At 62.9% G+C, this 15,920-nt stretch carries 13 protein-coding genes; 12 read left to right on the top strand and 1 reads right to left on the bottom strand.

Annotated elements, in window-relative coordinates:
- The first annotated feature begins 9 nt into the window (after nt 1–9).
- The 6 genes from rpsK (at nt 10) to bfr (ending at nt 4,729) form a co-directional block, all read left to right on the top strand.
- Nucleotides 10–399 carry a 30S ribosomal protein S11 gene (gene rpsK / locus KSS94_RS02720; RefSeq protein ID WP_003255454.1) on the top strand — a complete coding sequence of 130 codons (390 nt, stop codon included), beginning with the start codon at nt 10–12 and terminating at the stop codon, nt 397–399.
- 15 nt (nt 400–414) lie between these two features.
- Complete coding sequence (gene rpsD, locus KSS94_RS02725; RefSeq protein ID WP_217841540.1) at nt 415–1,035, top strand: 30S ribosomal protein S4; 621 nt, start codon at nt 415–417, stop codon at nt 1,033–1,035.
- A 22-nt stretch (nt 1,036–1,057) separates the two neighbouring features.
- A complete protein-coding gene (locus KSS94_RS02730; RefSeq protein ID WP_003255452.1) occupies nt 1,058–2,059 on the top strand; it encodes a DNA-directed RNA polymerase subunit alpha in 1,002 nt (333 codons plus the stop codon).
- A 42-nt stretch (nt 2,060–2,101) separates the two neighbouring features.
- Complete coding sequence (rplQ, locus tag KSS94_RS02735; protein WP_003255451.1) at nt 2,102–2,488, top strand: 50S ribosomal protein L17; 387 nt, start codon at nt 2,102–2,104, stop codon at nt 2,486–2,488.
- A 173-nt stretch (nt 2,489–2,661) separates the two neighbouring features.
- Nucleotides 2,662–4,101: a catalase gene (locus tag KSS94_RS02740; protein ID WP_217841541.1), complete on the top strand. Its 1,440-nt coding sequence runs from the start codon at nt 2,662–2,664 to the stop codon at nt 4,099–4,101.
- A 163-nt stretch (nt 4,102–4,264) separates the two neighbouring features.
- A complete protein-coding gene (bfr, locus tag KSS94_RS02745) occupies nt 4,265–4,729 on the top strand; it encodes a bacterioferritin (RefSeq protein WP_003257116.1) in 465 nt (154 codons plus the stop codon).
- A 112-nt stretch (nt 4,730–4,841) separates the two neighbouring features.
- Here the strand turns inward: bfr and uvrA are convergent, their stop codons facing one another.
- Nucleotides 4,842–7,676: an excinuclease ABC subunit UvrA gene (uvrA, locus tag KSS94_RS02750; protein WP_217841542.1), complete on the bottom strand. Its 2,835-nt coding sequence runs from the start codon at nt 7,674–7,676 to the stop codon at nt 4,842–4,844.
- A gap of 127 nt (nt 7,677–7,803) precedes the next feature.
- Here uvrA and KSS94_RS02755 point away from each other — a divergent pair, with 127 nt between their 5' ends.
- The 6 genes from KSS94_RS02755 to fdhE all read left to right on the top strand — a co-directional run bounded on the left by KSS94_RS02755 (nt 7,804) and on the right by fdhE (nt 15,822).
- Nucleotides 7,804–9,198: an MFS transporter gene (locus tag KSS94_RS02755; protein WP_217841543.1), complete on the top strand. Its 1,395-nt coding sequence runs from the start codon at nt 7,804–7,806 to the stop codon at nt 9,196–9,198.
- Between the two features lie 9 nt (nt 9,199–9,207).
- Complete coding sequence (locus KSS94_RS02760; protein WP_217841544.1) at nt 9,208–9,753, top strand: single-stranded DNA-binding protein; 546 nt, start codon at nt 9,208–9,210, stop codon at nt 9,751–9,753.
- A gap of 472 nt (nt 9,754–10,225) precedes the next feature.
- Nucleotides 10,226–13,294 (top strand): formate dehydrogenase-N subunit alpha, encoded by a 3,069-nt coding sequence (gene fdnG, locus KSS94_RS02765; RefSeq protein WP_217841545.1) that lies wholly within the window; start codon nt 10,226–10,228, stop codon nt 13,292–13,294.
- Complete coding sequence (fdxH, locus tag KSS94_RS02770) at nt 13,294–14,244, top strand: formate dehydrogenase subunit beta (protein WP_217841546.1); 951 nt, start codon at nt 13,294–13,296, stop codon at nt 14,242–14,244. Before fdnG ends, fdxH begins: the two co-directional genes overlap by 1 nt.
- Nucleotides 14,241–14,897 carry a formate dehydrogenase subunit gamma gene (locus tag KSS94_RS02775; protein WP_217841547.1) on the top strand — a complete coding sequence of 219 codons (657 nt, stop codon included), beginning with the start codon at nt 14,241–14,243 and terminating at the stop codon, nt 14,895–14,897. The genes fdxH and KSS94_RS02775 overlap by 4 nt, the downstream gene beginning before the upstream one ends.
- A 4-nt stretch (nt 14,898–14,901) precedes the next feature.
- On the top strand, nt 14,902–15,822 hold the full coding sequence (fdhE, locus tag KSS94_RS02780; protein ID WP_217841548.1) for a formate dehydrogenase accessory protein FdhE: 921 nt from the start codon (nt 14,902–14,904) through the stop codon (nt 15,820–15,822).
- Nucleotides 15,823–15,920: the final 98 nt, after the last annotated feature.

A 15,920-nucleotide genomic window follows, 5' to 3' on the forward strand; every position in this document is an offset into this window, starting at 1 on the left:
AATATAGACATGGCAAAACCTGCTGCTCGTCCTCGTAAAAAAGTCAAAAAGACAGTGGTTGATGGCATCGCCCACATCCACGCTTCTTTTAACAACACCATCGTGACCATCACCGACCGTCAGGGCAACGCATTGTCCTGGGCTACTTCCGGTGGTTCGGGTTTCCGTGGTTCGCGCAAATCCACCCCGTTCGCAGCCCAGATCGCTGCTGAGCGTGCTGGTCAAGCTGCGCTGGAATACGGTCTGAAAAACCTCGACGTTAACGTCAAGGGTCCAGGTCCAGGTCGTGAGTCCGCCGTTCGTGCACTGAACAGCTGCGGCTACAAGATCGCCAGCATCACCGACGTGACGCCAATCCCGCATAACGGGTGCCGTCCGCCGAAGAAGCGTCGCGTGTAATCAGGAGACAGATAAATGGCACGTTACATTGGTCCAAAATGCAAACTGTCTCGCCGTGAAGGCACTGACCTGTTCCTGAAGAGCGGCGTTCGCGCTCTGGAATCGAAGTGCAACATCGAAGCAGCCCCAGGTATCCACGGCCAGCGCCGTGGCCGTCAGTCCGACTACGGTACCCAGCTGCGCGAGAAACAAAAAGTCCGTCGTATCTACGGTGTACTGGAGCGTCAATTCCGCGGTTACTACCAAGCGGCTGCCTCGAAGAAAGGCGCCACCGGTGAGAACCTGCTGCAGATGCTCGAGAGCCGTCTGGACAACGTCGTTTACCGTATGGGCTTCGGTTCGACCCGTTCCGAGTCCCGTCAGCTGGTTTCGCACAAAGCGATCAGCGTTAACGGCAAGACTGTAAACATTCCATCCTACCAAGTTCGTCCGGGTGACGTGGTCGCCGTTCGCGAGAAATCGTCGAACCAGCTGCGCATTGTTCAAGCCCTTGAACTGTGCGCCCAGCGTGGCCGCGTTGAGTGGGTAGACGTGGATGCTGCTAAAAAGTCGGGCGTTTTCAAGAACGTTCCTGCTCGCAGCGACCTGTCCGCCGACATCAACGAAAACCTGATTGTCGAGCTCTACTCCAAGTAAGGGCTAGAAAATAGGTGCATCCATGCAGATTTCGGTAAATGAGTTTCTGACACCCCGCCACATCGATGTGCAGGTTGTCAGTCCAACCCGCGCCAAGATCACGCTCGAGCCTCTCGAGCGTGGTTTCGGCCATACCCTGGGCAACGCGCTGCGCCGCATCCTGTTGTCCTCCATGCCTGGCTGTGCAGTAGTCGAGGCCGAGATCGATGGCGTACTCCATGAGTACTCCGCGATCGAAGGTGTACAGGAAGACGTCATTGAAATCCTGTTGAACCTGAAAGGCCTGGCTATCAAACTGCACGGTCGTGACGAAGTTACGCTGACCTTGTCGAAAAAGGGTTCGGGGGTGGTTACCGCTGCCGATATTCAGCTGGATCACGATGTCGAGATCGTCAACCCCGATCACGTAATCGCGAACCTGGCGTCCAACGGCGCCCTGAACATGAAGCTCACCGTAGCTCGTGGTCGTGGTTACGAGCCGGCCGACTCCCGTCAAACCGACGAAGATGAAAGCCGCAGCATTGGCCGTCTCCAGCTGGACGCTTCGTTCAGCCCGGTGCGTCGTATCGCCTATGTGGTCGAAAACGCCCGTGTTGAACAGCGTACCAACCTGGACAAGCTGGTCATCGATCTGGAAACCAACGGCACCCTGGACCCTGAAGAGGCTATCCGCCGCGCTGCGACCATCCTGCAACAGCAGCTGGCCGCGTTCGTCGACCTCAAAGGTGACAGCGAGCCGGTTGTGGTCGAGCAGGAAGACGAGATCGATCCGATCCTGCTGCGCCCGGTTGACGACCTGGAACTGACCGTACGTTCGGCCAACTGCCTCAAGGCGGAGAACATCTACTACATCGGCGACCTGATTCAGCGTACCGAAGTAGAGCTGTTGAAAACTCCTAACCTGGGCAAGAAGTCCCTGACTGAAATCAAGGACGTCCTGGCCTCCCGTGGTCTGTCCCTGGGCATGCGCCTCGACAACTGGCCGCCTGCAAGCCTTAAGAAAGACGACAAGGCGACTGCCTGATCGTCGTAATCACCGAACGAATTGTTTGGTAAGGAATGAATCATGCGTCATCGTAAAAGTGGACGTCACCTGAGCCGTACCAGCTCTCACCGCAAAGCTATGTTCCAGAACATGGCTGTGTCGCTGATCGAGCACGAGCTGATCAAAACCACCCTGCCGAAAGCCAAGGAACTGCGCCGCGTTGCCGAGCCGCTGATCACCCTGGCCAAGGAAGACAGCGTTGCCAATCGCCGTCTGGCCTTCGACCGTACCCGTTCGAAGTCCGCTGTTGGCAAACTGTTCAACGATCTGGGCAAGCGCTACGCCACCCGTCAGGGCGGCTACCTGCGCATCCTGAAGTGCGGTTTCCGCGCTGGCGACAACGCGCCTATGGCGTACGTCGAGCTGGTTGATCGTCCAGTCGGTGGTGCTGTAGAAGCTGCCGAGTAAGACGTTCTGTCTGCTACAGAGAACCGGGCCTAGCGCCCGGTTTTTTGTGCCTGTATGAATTGTAAATTTCTATCATGACTACAAGATCAATGAATTAGCTCTTGTGTCAGCGCTCGCCGATACTTCTCTGCATGCCGTTTAGCCGGCCATTAGAGACCGATAAGGAGAGCCCAATGAGCAAGATTCTGACCACCGCCAGCGGTGCACCCGTAGCCGACAACCAGAACTCCCGTTCCGCCGGCCCCCGTGGCCCGTTGTTGCTCGATGACTTCCACCTGATCGAAAAGCTCGCCCACTTCAACCGCGAGAACATCCCGGAGCGCCGCGTGCACGCCAAGGGCTCGGGCGCCTATGGCACTTTCACCGTCACCCGCGACATCAGCAAATTCACCAGTGCCAGGCTGTTCGACAGCATCGGCAAGCAGACCGAGACCTTCCTGCGCTTCTCCACCGTTGGCGGTGAGCGTGGTTCGGCAGACACCGAGCGTGACCCGCGTGGCTTTGCGGTGAAGTTTTACACCGAGGAAGGCAACTGGGACATCGTCGGCAACAACACCCCGGTGTTCTTTATTCGCGACCCGCTGAAGTTCCCCGATTTCATCCACACCCAGAAGCGCCATCCGCAGACCAACCTGAAGAATGCCCAGATGATGTGGGACTTCTGGTCCCATTCGCCCGAGGCGCTGCACCAGGTCACCATCCTGTTCTCCGACCGCGGCATCCCGGACGGCTACCGTCACATGCACGGTTTTGGCAGCCACACCTACAGCCTGATCAACGCTGAAGGTGAGCGCACCTGGGTCAAGTGGCACTTCAAGACCCAGCAAGGTATCAAGAACCTGGCCCCGGCCGAGGCCGCGCGCCTGGCCGGCAGCGACCCGGACTACGCCCAGCGTGACCTGTTCGAGGCCATCGAGCGTGGTGAGTACCCGCGCTGGACCGTGTGCATCCAGGTGATGAGCGAAAGCGAAGCTGCCAACCGCAAGGAGAACCCTTTCGATGTGACCAAGACCTGGTCGCAGAAGGACTACCCGCTGATCGAGGTGGGTGTGCTGGAGCTCAACCGCAACCCGCTCAACTATTTTGCCGAAGTCGAGCAGGCCACCTTTGGCCCGAGCAACATGGTGCCGGGTGTCGGTTTGTCGCCAGACCGCATGCTGCAAGGCCGGGTATTCGCCTACGCCGATGCCCACCGCTACCGCGTCGGCACCAACCACCAGCACCTGCCGGTGAATGCGCCGCGCAGCCCGGTGCACAGCTACCAGCGTGACGGTTCGATGGCCAGCGGCAGCTACGGCAGCGCGCCGAACTACGAGCCGAACAGCTACAGCGATGCGCCCAAGCAGTCGCCGCGCCACGCCGAGCCGGCACTGGCCCTGAGCGGTGCAGCCGACCGCTTCGACCACCGCGAAGACAACGACTACTACAGCCACGCAGGTGCCTTGTTCCGCCTGATGAACGATGAACAGAAAGCGCTGTTGATCGGCAACATCGCCGGCACCCTGGTTGGGGTCAGCGAGGACGTGGTGCAACGCCAGTTGCAGCACTTCTTCAAGGCCGACCCGGCCTACGGCGAAGGCATCGCCAAGGCATTGGGCGTCAATTTCGCCTAAGTCGAAGTGATAACAAGAACCGCCCTCGTTTGGGCGGTTTTTCAATGAATATCACTACTGTTTAGCCGATTATTTGCTAGTAATTGCGCATTTTTCCGTGACCGCTAGCAAAAGCTGGTTCAAACTATGAGGCATTGAAGCATTCACAGGGAGAAGCAGGGCAATGCAAGGTCACCCGGACGTAATCAACTACCTCGTCACGTTGCTGAAGGGCGAACTGGCAGCACGCGATCAGTACTTCATCCACTCGCGCATGTACGAAGACTGGGGCTTGTCCAAGCTCTATGAACGTATCAACCACGAGATGGAAGAAGAGACTCAGCACGCTGACGCCCTGATGCGCCGCATCCTGATGCTCGAAGGCACCCCCGACATGCGTGCCGACGACCTCGAAGTGGGCAGCACCGTACCCGAAATGATCGAAGCCGACCTCAAGCTCGAGTACAAGGTGCGCGGTGCGCTGTGCAAGGGTATCGAGCTGTGCGAGCTGCACAAGGACTACATCAGCCGCGACATCCTGCGTGCGCAGTTGGCCGACACCGAAGAAGATCACACCTACTGGCTGGAAAAGCAGCAGGGCCTGATCAAGGCTATCGGCCTGGAAAACTACCTGCAGTCGCAGATGTAACCGCCATCGCCGGAAAATCGGCTCCTGTAGGAGCCGATTTGTTCCGGCGATGAGGCCATCAAAGGCGCACAAAAAAGCCCCTGGCATCCTTCGATGCCAGGGGCTTTTCACATCAGGCCCGGTCCCGCTCCAGCAGCGGTTTCAGGTAGTGCCCGGTATACGACTGCTTCTTCTTGGCAAGGTCCTCCGGCGTGCCGCAGGCAATGATCTGCCCACCCTTGGAGCCGCCCTCCGGCCCCAGGTCCACCAGCCAGTCGGCGGTCTTGATCACATCCAGGTTGTGCTCGATTACAACTACGGTGTTGCCGTGGTCGCGCAGGCGGTGCAGCACGTCCAGCAACTGCTGGATATCGGCAAAATGCAGGCCGGTGGTCGGCTCGTCGAGGATGTACAAGGTTTTGCCGGTATCACGCTTGGACAGCTCGCGGGACAGCTTTACCCGCTGCGCCTCACCGCCGGACAGCGTGGTCGCCGACTGCCCCAGCTTGATGTACGACAGCCCCACGTCCATCAGCGTCTGCAGCTTGCGCGCCAGCGCCGGCACCGCGTCGAAGAACTCGCGGGCATCCTCGATGGTCATTTCCAGCACCTCGTGGATGTTCTTGCCCTTGTACTTGATCTCCAGGGTTTCACGGTTGTAGCGCTTGCTCTTGCACACGTCACACGGCACGTAGATGTCCGGCAGGAAGTGCATCTCCACCTTGATCAGGCCGTCGCCCTGGCACGCCTCGCAACGCCCGCCCTTGACGTTGAACGAGAAGCGCCCCGGGCCGTACCCGCGTGAGCGCGACTCCGGCACGCCGGCGAACAGCTCGCGGATCGGCGTGAAGATGCCGGTGTAGGTGGCCGGGTTCGAACGCGGGGTACGGCCGATCGGGCTCTGGTCGATATCCACCACCTTGTCCAGGTGCTGCAGGCCGTCGATGCTGCTGTGCGGCGCCGGCTCCAGGCTGCTTGCGCCATTCAGCGCAGTGGCCGCCAGCGGGAACAGGGTGTTGTTGATCAGCGTCGACTTGCCCGAACCGGACACACCGGTCACACAGGTCAGCAGGCCGATCGGCACTTCCAGGTCGACATTCTGCAGGTTGTTGCCGCGGGCCCCCTTGAGCTTGAGCGAAAGCTTTTTATCGCGCGGGGTGCGCTTGGCCGGCACGACGATCTTCTTGCGCCCCGACAGGTATTTGCCGGTCAGCGAGTCGGGGTGGGCCATGACTTCGTCGGGGGTGCCCTCGGCGACGATCTGCCCGCCGTGCACACCGGCGCCCGGGCCGATATCCACCACGTAGTCGGCCAGGCGGATGGCGTCCTCGTCATGCTCCACCACGATCACCGTGTTACCCAGGTCGCGCAGGTGGTTGAGGGTCGCCAGCAGGCGGTCGTTGTCCCGTTGATGAAGACCGATGGACGGCTCATCGAGGATGTACATCACCCCCACCAGGCCGGCGCCGATCTGGCTGGCCAGGCGGATGCGCTGGGCCTCGCCACCGGACAGGGTTTCGGCGCTGCGGTCCAGGGTCAGGTAGTCCAGGCCCACGTTGACCAGAAACTGCAGGCGCTCGCAGATTTCCTTGAGGATCTTCGCCGCGATCTCGCCGCGCCGCCCGGTCAGGGTCAGCTCGCCGAAATAGTCGCTGGCCTCGCCGATCGGCAGGTTGGTGACTGCCGGCAGGGTTTTCTCGCCCACCCACACGTGGCGCGCCTCACGGCGCAGGCGCGTGCCGCGGCAGTCGGGGCAGGGCTGGGTGCCGAGGAACTTGGCCAGCTCTTCACGCACCGTGGCCGACTCGGTCTCGCGGTAGCGGCGCTCCAGGTTCGGCACGATGCCCTCGAACGGGTGCGAGCGCTTGACGATATCGCCACGGTCGTTGAGGTACTTGAAGTCGACGCTCTGCTTGCCGCTGCCGTGCAGGATCACCTTCTGGTGCTCGGCAGGCAGCTCGCCGAACGGCTCCTCCAGGCTGAAGCCATAGTGCGCCGCCAGCGAACCGAGCATCTGGAAGTAATACACGTTGCGCCGGTCCCAGCCGCGTATCGCCCCCTCGGCCAGAGTCAGCTCGCCGTTGACCAGGCGCTTGGTGTCGAAGAACTGCTTCACCCCCAGGCCATCGCAGGTCGGGCAGGCGCCGGCCGGGTTGTTGAAGGAGAACAGCTTGGGCTCCAGCTCGCTGATGGCATGGCCGCAGATCGGGCAGGCGAAGCGCGCCGAGAAGATCATCTCCTCGCCTTCTTCATCATCCATCGGTGCTACCAGGGCGATGCCGTCGGCCAATTTGAGCGCGGTCTCGAACGACTCGGCCAGGCGCTGCTGCAGGTCGGCGCGCACCTTGAAGCGGTCGACCACCACCTCGATGCTGTGCTTTTTCTGTTTATCCAGCTTGGGCAGCTCGTCCATCTCGTAGAGCTTGCCGTTGACCCGTGCCCGCACGAAGCCCTGGGCGCGCAGCTCGTCGAACAGCGCCAGGTGCTCGCCCTTGCGCTCGCGGATCACCGGGGCCAGCAGCATCAGCTTGCTGCCCTCGGGCTTTTCCAGCACCAGGTCGACCATCTGGCTGACGGTTTGCGCCTCCAGCGGGATGTCGTGGTCCGGGCAGCGCGGGGTGCCGACCCGGGCATACAGCAGGCGCAGGTAGTCGTAGATCTCGGTGATGGTGCCCACGGTCGAACGCGGGTTGTGCGAGGTTGACTTCTGCTCGATGGAGATCGCCGGCGACAGGCCTTCGATGGTGTCGACGTCGGGTTTTTCCATCATCGACAGGAACTGCCGGGCGTAGGCCGACAGCGACTCGACGTAGCGGCGCTGGCCCTCGGCGTACAACGTGTCGAACGCCAGCGACGACTTGCCGGAACCGGACAGGCCGGTGATCACGATCAGCTTGTCCCGGGGCAGGGTCAGGTCGATGTTCTTCAGGTTGTGGGTACGGGCCCCACGAATCAGGATCTTGTCCACTGCGGCCTCGCTCGGCGGGCATAAACAAGGAAGTATACGGCGCGTAGCCAGTACGCGGCAAAGCGGCGCAGATGCCGATATGGGCTCGGACTGATAGAATCGCCGCCGGTTCACACGAGGTTCATCCATGCACGACACCCACAACGAGCGCATGAGCGGCAGCGAAACCCGCGCAGCCAGCGGCCTGGCCCTGGTCTTTGCCTTTCGTATGCTGGGCATGTTCATGGTCCTGCCGGTGCTGGCCACCTATGGCATGGACCTGGCCGGCGCCACCCCCGCGCTGATCGGCCTGGCCATCGGCGCCTACGGCCTGACCCAGGCGGTGCTGCAGATCCCGTTCGGGATGATTTCCGACCGCATCGGCCGGCGCCCGGTGATCTACCTGGGCCTGGTGATCTTTGCCCTGGGCAGCGTATTGGCGGCGCAAGCCGACTCGATCTGGGGCGTGATTGCCGGGCGCATCCTGCAGGGCGCAGGGGCTATTTCTGCTGCGGTGATGGCGCTGCTGTCGGACTTGACCCGCGAGCAGCATCGCACCAAGGCCATGGCCATGATCGGTATGAGCATCGGCCTGTCCTTCGCCGTGGCCATGGTGGTCGGCCCATTGCTGACAAGTGCCTTTGGTTTGTCAGGATTGTTCCTGGCTACTGCAGGACTTGCCCTGGTCGGTATCGCCCTGATCGCCTTCGTGGTGCCCAGTGCCCACCAGGTGCTGCAGCACCGCGAGTCCGGTGTGGCGCGTCAGGCCCTCGGCCCGACCCTGCGCAATCCGGACCTCCTGCGCCTGGACATCAGCATTTTCGTGCTGCACGCCATCCTCATGGCCAGCTTCGTGGCGCTGCCCCTGGCGTTCGTCGAGCGTGGCGGGCTGCCAAAGGAACAGCACTGGTGGGTATACCTGACCGCGCTGCTGGTTTCATTTTTTGCAATGGTCCCCTTCATCATCTACGGCGAGAAGAAGCGCAAGATGAAACGCGTGCTGGCCGGCGCGGTCAGTGTGCTGTTGCTGACAGAGGTATACTTCTGGGAGTGGGCTGACGGTTTGCGCGGACTGGTCATCGGCACCGTGGTATTCTTCACCGCATTCAACCTGTTGGAAGCTTCGCTGCCTTCGTTGGTGAGCAAGGTGTCGCCTGCCGGTGGCAAGGGGACGGCGATGGGGGTGTATTCCACCAGCCAGTTCCTCGGTGCGGCGCTGGGTGGCATCCTCGGAGGCTGGTTGTTCCAGCACGGCGGGCTGGATACGGTGTTCCTTGGTTGCGCGGTGCTGTGTGCCATCTGGTTGGTCGTCGCCTTGCGCATGAACGAGCCGCCGTATGTGACCAGCCTGCGCATGCCGCTGACGCCCGAAGCAGTCCGTGAAGCCGGCCTGACCGAGCGTCTGCTGGCCGTGCCGGGTGTGACCGACGCTGTTGTGGTGGCAGAAGAAGCCGCCATCTATATCAAACTGGATACGAAAATTTTGGACCGTGCGACCCTCGAGCGTCTGGTAAACCCAGCCTCAGCGGCGTGCGAAGCCTAGGAGAACGTTATGGCCCGTGGGGTTAACAAAGTCATTCTGGTCGGTACCTGCGGTCAGGATCCCGAAGTCCGCTACCTGCCCAACGGTAACGCCGTGACCAACCTGAGCCTGGCCACCAGCGAGCAGTGGACCGACAAGCAGTCGGGCCAGAAGGTCGAGCGTACCGAATGGCACCGTGTGTCGCTGTTCGGCAAGGTCGCTGAAATTGCCGGCGAGTACCTGCGCAAAGGTTCGCAGTGCTACATCGAAGGCAAGCTGCAGACCCGCGAGTGGGAAAAAGACGGCATCAAGCGCTACACCACCGAGATCATCGTCGACATCAACGGCACCATGCAGCTGCTCGGTGGCCGTCCGCAGGGCCAGCAAGGCGGCGGCGACCAGTACAACCAGGGTGGTGGCAACTACGGTGGCGGCCAGCAGCAACAGTACAACCAGGCCCCGCCACGCCAGCAGGCCCAGCGCCCGCAACAGGCCCCGCAGCGCCCGGCGCCGCAACAGCCGGCCCCGCAGCCAGCCGCTGACTTCGACAGCTTCGACGACGACATTCCGTTCTGATCGAAGCGCTCGGCGTACGCCAAGCCAAAAACCCAGGGCCTTTGCCCTGGGTTTTTTTATGTCTGCTTGCTTGAGGTTGATGCGCCCCTTTGGCAACTGTCTTGCTTAATATCTGAAGGCCGGCGCTATGCCTGTGGGAAGCGGCCTTGCGTCGCGATGGGCTGCAAAGCAGCCCCGGCAATCTTGCATGATTCGCGAATCTTGGGGCTGCTGCGCAGCCCATCGCGACACGAGGCCGCTTCCCACAGGGGCCGCGGTGCACCTGCGGGACTAGTTCTCTGCGCGACAGCGCAGCCCGAAAGGGCTGGGGGATCTCCTACAGGCCTCAGCACGTCCACTGTTGACCCACGTCATCGCACTTCCCGGTTTCTTGGCTAGTCTTAACAGTTGGCGATATCCGCATACCGCCACCGTGAAGCCATAGAGGCACCGGCCCTGTGCCAGGCGCCCGTAACCTGATCAGGAGTGCACGATGGACCTCAACCGTCGGCAATTCTTCAAGGTCGCCGCCGTCGGCCTTGGAGGCTCGAGCCTTGCGGCGCTGGGCATGGCCCCCACGCCGGCGTTCGCCGAGCAGGTGCGCCACTTCAAGCTGGCGCACACCAAGGAAACCCGCAACACCTGCCCCTACTGCTCGGTCGGCTGCGGCCTGATCCTGTACAGCCAGGGCGATGCGGGCAAAAACGTCAAACAGAACATCATCCACATCGAAGGCGACGCCGACCACCCGGTCAACCGCGGCACCTTGTGCCCGAAAGGTGCAGGCTTGCTGGACTTTATCCACAGCCCCAACCGCCTCAAGTACCCCGAAGTGCGCAAGGCCGGCAGCAACGAGTGGACCCGGGTCAGCTGGGACGAAGCCCTCGACCGCGTGGCGGACCTGATGAAGAAGGACCGCGACGCCAACTTCATCGAGAAGAACGCCCAGGGCCAAACCGTCAACCGTTGGCTCACCACCGGTTTTCTCGCCGCCTCCGCGGCATCGAGCGAAGCAGGCTACCTAACCCACAAGGTCATCCGTGCAACCGGTATGCTGGGGTTCGATAACCAGGCGCGTGTCTGACACGGCCCGACGGTGGCAAGTCTTGCCCCGACGTATGGCCGTGGCGCGATGACCAATCACTGGTCTGACATCGCCAATGCAAACCTGGTCCTGGTGATGGGCGGCAACGCCGCTGAAGCGCACCCGTGCGGCTTCAAGTGGGTGACCGAAGCCAAGGCGCACAACAAGGCGCGGCTGATCGTGGTCGACCCGCGGTTCACCCGTACCGCCTCGGTGGCCGACTACTACGCACCGATTCGCACCGGCACCGACATCGCCTTCATGGGCGGGCTGATCAACTACCTGCTGAGCACCGACAAGATCCAGCACGAGTACGTGCGCAACTACACCGACGTGTCGTTCATCGTCAAAGAAAACTATGGCTTCGAAGACGGGCTGTTCAGCGGCTACGACGAGGCCAAGCGCGTGTATGCCGACAAGTCCGGCTGGGGCTACGAGCTGGGCGAGGACGGCTACGCCAAGGTCGACCCGACCCTGCAGCACCCGCGCTGCGTATTCCAGCTGATGAAGCAGCACTACAGCCGCTACACCCCGGAGCTGGCCAGCATGACCTGCGGCATGCCGCAGGAGCAGATGATGAAGGTGTGGGAGGAGATCGCCACCTGCTCGGCACCGGGCAAGACCATGACGATCCTCTACGCCCTCGGCTGGACCCAGCACTCCATCGGCGCGCAGATCATCCGCAGCGCGGCCATGGTGCAACTGCTGCTGGGCAACGTCGGCATGCCCGGTGGCGGGGTCAACGCCCTGCGCGGTCACTCCAACATCCAGGGCCTGACCGACCTGGGCCTGCTGTCCAACTCGTTGCCCGGCTACCTGACCCTGGCCGGCGACGCTGAGCAGGACTACGCCGCCTACATCGACAAGCGCGCCTCCAAGCCGCTGCGCCCGGGGCAGCTGTCGTACTGGCAGAACTACGGCAAGTTCCACGTCAGCCTGATGAAGGCCTGGTACGGCGCCAACGCCACCGCCGAGAACAACTGGGGTTACGACTGGCTGCCCAAGCTCGACGTGCCGGCCTACGACGTGCTGCGCATGTTCGAGATGATGGGCCAGGGCAAGGTCAATGGCTACATGTGCCAGGGCTTCAACCCGATTGCCGCGCTGCCGGACAAGAACCGCGTGACCGCGGCCCTGGCCAAGCTCAAGTGGCTGGTGATCATGGACCCGCTGGCCACCGAAACCTCCGAGTTCTGGCGCAATGCAGGCCCGTTCAACGACGTCGACACGGCCAACATCCAGACCGAAGTCATCCGCCTGCCCACCACCTGCTTTGCCGAGGAAGACGGCTCGCTGGTCAACAGCAGCCGCTGGCTGCAGTGGCACTGGAAGGGTGCCGACGGCCCGGGCGAAACCCGCACCGACGTGCAGATCATGAGCGAGCTGTTCCTGCGCCTGCGCCACCGCTACAAGGCAGAAGGCGGCGCCTACGCCGACCCGCTGTTCAACATCAGTTGGCCGTACAAAATCCCTGAAGAGCCTTCACCCGAAGAGCTGGCCAAGGAGATGAACGGCTGGGCAGTCACCGACCTTACCGACGCCACCGGTGCCACGCTCAAGGCCGGCCAGCAACTGGCCGGCTTCGCCCAGATGAAGGACGACGGCAGCACCGCCTCAGGGTGCTGGATCTTCGCCGGCAGTTGGACCGAGCAGGGCAACCAGATGGCCCGGCGCGACAACAGCGACCCGTACGGCATGCACCAGGTGCAGAACTGGGCCTGGGCCTGGCCGGCCAACCGCCGCATCCTCTACAACCGCGCCTCCAGCGACCCCCAGGGCAAACCCTGGGACCCGGAGAAAAAACGCCTGGTGTGGTGGAACGGCAAGGCCTGGACCGGAACCGACGTGCCCGACTTCAAGGTCGACTCGCCGCCTGAGGCGGGGATGAATCCGTTCATCATGAACCCCGAAGGCGTGGCACGCTTCTTCGCCATCGACAAGATGGCCGAAGGCCCGTTCCCCGAGCACTACGAGCCGTTCGAAACACCGATCGGCATCAACCCCCTGCACCCGCAGAACAAGAAGGCCACCAGCAACCCGGCCGGGCGTATCTTCGATTCGGTGTGGGACACCCTCGGCACCCATGACGAGTTCCCTTATGCGGCGACCACCTACCGCCTGACCGAGCACTTCCACTTCTGGAGCAAGCACTGCCGCCTCAACGCCATCGCCCAGCCCGAGCAGTTCGTCGAAATCGGCGAGGTGCTGGCCAGCGAGAAGGGCATCAAGGCCGGCGACCGGGTGCGGGTGTCGAGCAAGCGCGGGCATATCGATGCGGTGGCGGTGGTGACCAAGCGGATTCGCCCGCTCAAGGTCAACAACCAGACCGTCCACCAGATCGGCATCCCGCTGCACTGGGGCTTCACCGGCACCACCCGGCACGGCTACCTGACCAACACCCTGGTGCCGTTCCTCGGTGACGGCAACACCCAGACGCCGGAGTCCAAGTCGTTCCTCGTCAAAGTGGAGAAACTCTGATGGCCAGCCAAGACATCATCGCCCGCTCGGCCACCACCACCGTAGCGCCCTCGGTACGCCAGCAGCAGGAAGTCGCCAAGCTGATCGACACCACCAAGTGCATCGGCTGCAAGGCCTGCCAGGTGGCGTGCTCGGAGTGGAACGAACTGCGTGACGAGGTCGGCCACAACCACGGCACCTACGACAACCCCCAGGACCTGTCTGCCGAAACCTGGACCCTGATGCGCTTCACCGAGCACGAGCGCGACGACGGCAACCTCGAGTGGCTGATCCGCAAGGACGGCTGCATGCACTGCGCCGAGCCCGGCTGCCTGAAGGCCTGCCCCAGCCCCGGGGCGATCATCAAGCACGCCAACGGCATCGTCGACTTCAACCAGGACCACTGCATCGGCTGCGGCTACTGCATCACCGGCTGCCCGTTCAACATTCCGCGCATCTCGCAGAAGGACCACAAGGCGTACAAGTGCACCCTGTGTTCCGACCGCGTGAGCGTGGGCCTGGAGCCGGCCTGCGTGAAAACCTGCCCCACCGGGGCCATCGTCTTCGGCACCAAGGAAGAGATGAAGGTACACGCCGACGAGCGCATCGTCGACTTGAAGTCCCGTGGCTATGACAACGCCGGGCTGTACGACCCCGACGGCGTCGGCGGCACCCACGTGATGTACGTGCTGCACCATGCCGACACGCCACGGCTGTATGCTGGCCTGCCGGACCAACCGGTGATCAGCCCGCTGGTGGGGCTGTGGAAGGGCTTCACCAAGCCGCTGGCGCTGCTGGCCATGGGCGCGGCGGTGCTGGCCGGGTTCTTCCACTACGTGCGGGTCGGCCCGCAGCGGGTGGAAGAGGACGAGCACCCCATGCCGCCCGACGCAACGGTGCACCAGGTGGATCCTGCGGTCCATGTCTATGACCCGACCAGGCCCGGCGGGCAAGGGGAGCAGCGGCCATGAACGACAACAAACCCATCCTGCGCTACAACGCCAACGAGCGGACCAACCACTGGGTCGTCGCCATCCTGTTCGTGCTGGCCGGGCTGTCGGGGCTGGCGCTGTTCCACCCGGCGCTGTTCTGGCTCAGCCACCTGTTCGGCGGCGGGCCATGGACGCGCATCCTGCACCCGTTCATCGGCGTGGGCATGTTCGTGTTCTTCCTCGGCCTGGTATTGCGCTTCTGGCGAGCCAACTTCATCACCGCCAACGACCGCCTGTGGCTGCGGCGCATCGACCGGGTGATGCTGAACAAGGAAGAGGGCGTGCCGCCGATCGGCAAGTACAACGCCGGGCAGAAGCTGCTGTTCTGGACCCTGCTGGCGTGCATGCTGGTGCTGCTGGTCAGCGGCCTGGTGATCTGGCGGGCGTATTTCAGCCACTGGTTCGGCATCGACGTCATTCGCCTGTCGGCCCTGCTGCATGCGCTGGCCGCGTTCGTGCTGATCCTGAGCATCATCGTGCACATCTACGCCGGCATCTGGATCAAGGGCTCGATCGGCGCCATGCTGCATGGCTGGGTCAGCCGCGCCTGGGCACGCAAGCATCATGAACTCTGGTACCGCGACGTGACCGGCGACAAGACGCCCCACAACCACGGTTCAAAAGAAGGATGACCGTTTGAGCACCATTCTCGAACCCGGGCAGATCGAAGCCTCGGCGGTGATGCCGCCGTTCCTGCACCTGCCCCCCGCCAACCTGTTCGAACTGCGCGCCGCGCGCCTGCAGCACCTGGCCGAAGGCAATGCCCTCGGCGACTACCTGTGGCTGGTGGCGCGCTTGTGCCGTGTCCAGCAGCTGCTTGTGGATAACCCGCCCGGCGGCCTGCCGGTGGCTGAAGAGCGCCAGCGCCTGTGTATAAGTCATGGCCTGCCGCCGCTGGCGGCGGACAGCCTGGTGCGCGAAGGGCCGTGGCTGGTGTGGCTGACGGCCTTGCTCGAGCACTTTCAGGCAGAACCTGCAGGCCCCTTGGCCGATGCGCTGGTCACCTTGCGCAACAGTGACGACGCCCAGCGCAAAGGCTGGGGTATCGCCTTGCTTGGCGGTCAGTACGACGCCGTGCCGGCTGCCTTGGTGCCGTTCCTCGGCGCTGCTTTGCAGGCCGCGTGGTCCAGTTGGCTGCTGGCGCTACCGCAACCTGAGCTGGGGCCCGCCGGCAGCCTGGCCCAGTGCCCGGCCTGCGGCTCGCCGGCCATGGCCGGGGTGGTACGCAACCGCGGCAAGCACAACGGCCTGCGTTACCTGGCGTGTTCGTTGTGCGCTTGCGAATGGCATGTGGTGCGGGTCAAGTGCGTGTACTGCGAGTCGAGCAAGGATTTGCGCTACACCAGCCTCGACGACGACCGCCACGCACCGGGCAAGGCGCCGCTACGCGCCGAATGCTGCCCGGGGTGCCAGGGTTACCTCAAGCAGAGCTACCTGGAAAACGACGCCGCCGCCGAGCCCCTGGCCGACGACCTGGCCAGCCTGGCCCTGGACATGCGCCTTGACGAAGAGGGCTGGCACCGCTTGGCGCCGAACCTGCTGCTGGCGCCCGGTTAGAGGTGGCTACACTGCAATACCGAGTCGCCTGCATCGCCGGCAAGCCGGCTCCTACAGAAAACGCGCTCCCCTCGCCGGCAACGCACCCCCTGTAGGAG

The sequence above is a fragment of the Pseudomonas fakonensis genome, assembly GCF_019139895.1.
Taxonomy (GTDB): domain Bacteria; phylum Pseudomonadota; class Gammaproteobacteria; order Pseudomonadales; family Pseudomonadaceae; genus Aquipseudomonas; species Aquipseudomonas fakonensis.

Coding starts and splice junctions, on each gene's coding strand:
- KSS94_RS02775 (WP_217841547.1), top strand. CDS start 14,241: ATGAACGACAACAAACCCATCCTGCGCTACAACGCCAACGAGCGGACC.
- rplQ (WP_003255451.1), top strand. CDS start 2,102: ATGCGTCATCGTAAAAGTGGACGTCACCTGAGCCGTACCAGCTCTCAC.
- rpsK (WP_003255454.1), top strand. CDS start 10: ATGGCAAAACCTGCTGCTCGTCCTCGTAAAAAAGTCAAAAAGACAGTG.
- fdxH (WP_217841546.1), top strand. CDS start 13,294: ATGGCCAGCCAAGACATCATCGCCCGCTCGGCCACCACCACCGTAGCG.
- bfr (WP_003257116.1), top strand. CDS start 4,265: ATGCAAGGTCACCCGGACGTAATCAACTACCTCGTCACGTTGCTGAAG.
- KSS94_RS02760 (WP_217841544.1), top strand. CDS start 9,208: ATGGCCCGTGGGGTTAACAAAGTCATTCTGGTCGGTACCTGCGGTCAG.
- KSS94_RS02730 (WP_003255452.1), top strand. CDS start 1,058: ATGCAGATTTCGGTAAATGAGTTTCTGACACCCCGCCACATCGATGTG.
- KSS94_RS02755 (WP_217841543.1), top strand. CDS start 7,804: ATGCACGACACCCACAACGAGCGCATGAGCGGCAGCGAAACCCGCGCA.
- rpsD (WP_217841540.1), top strand. CDS start 415: ATGGCACGTTACATTGGTCCAAAATGCAAACTGTCTCGCCGTGAAGGC.
- KSS94_RS02740 (WP_217841541.1), top strand. CDS start 2,662: ATGAGCAAGATTCTGACCACCGCCAGCGGTGCACCCGTAGCCGACAAC.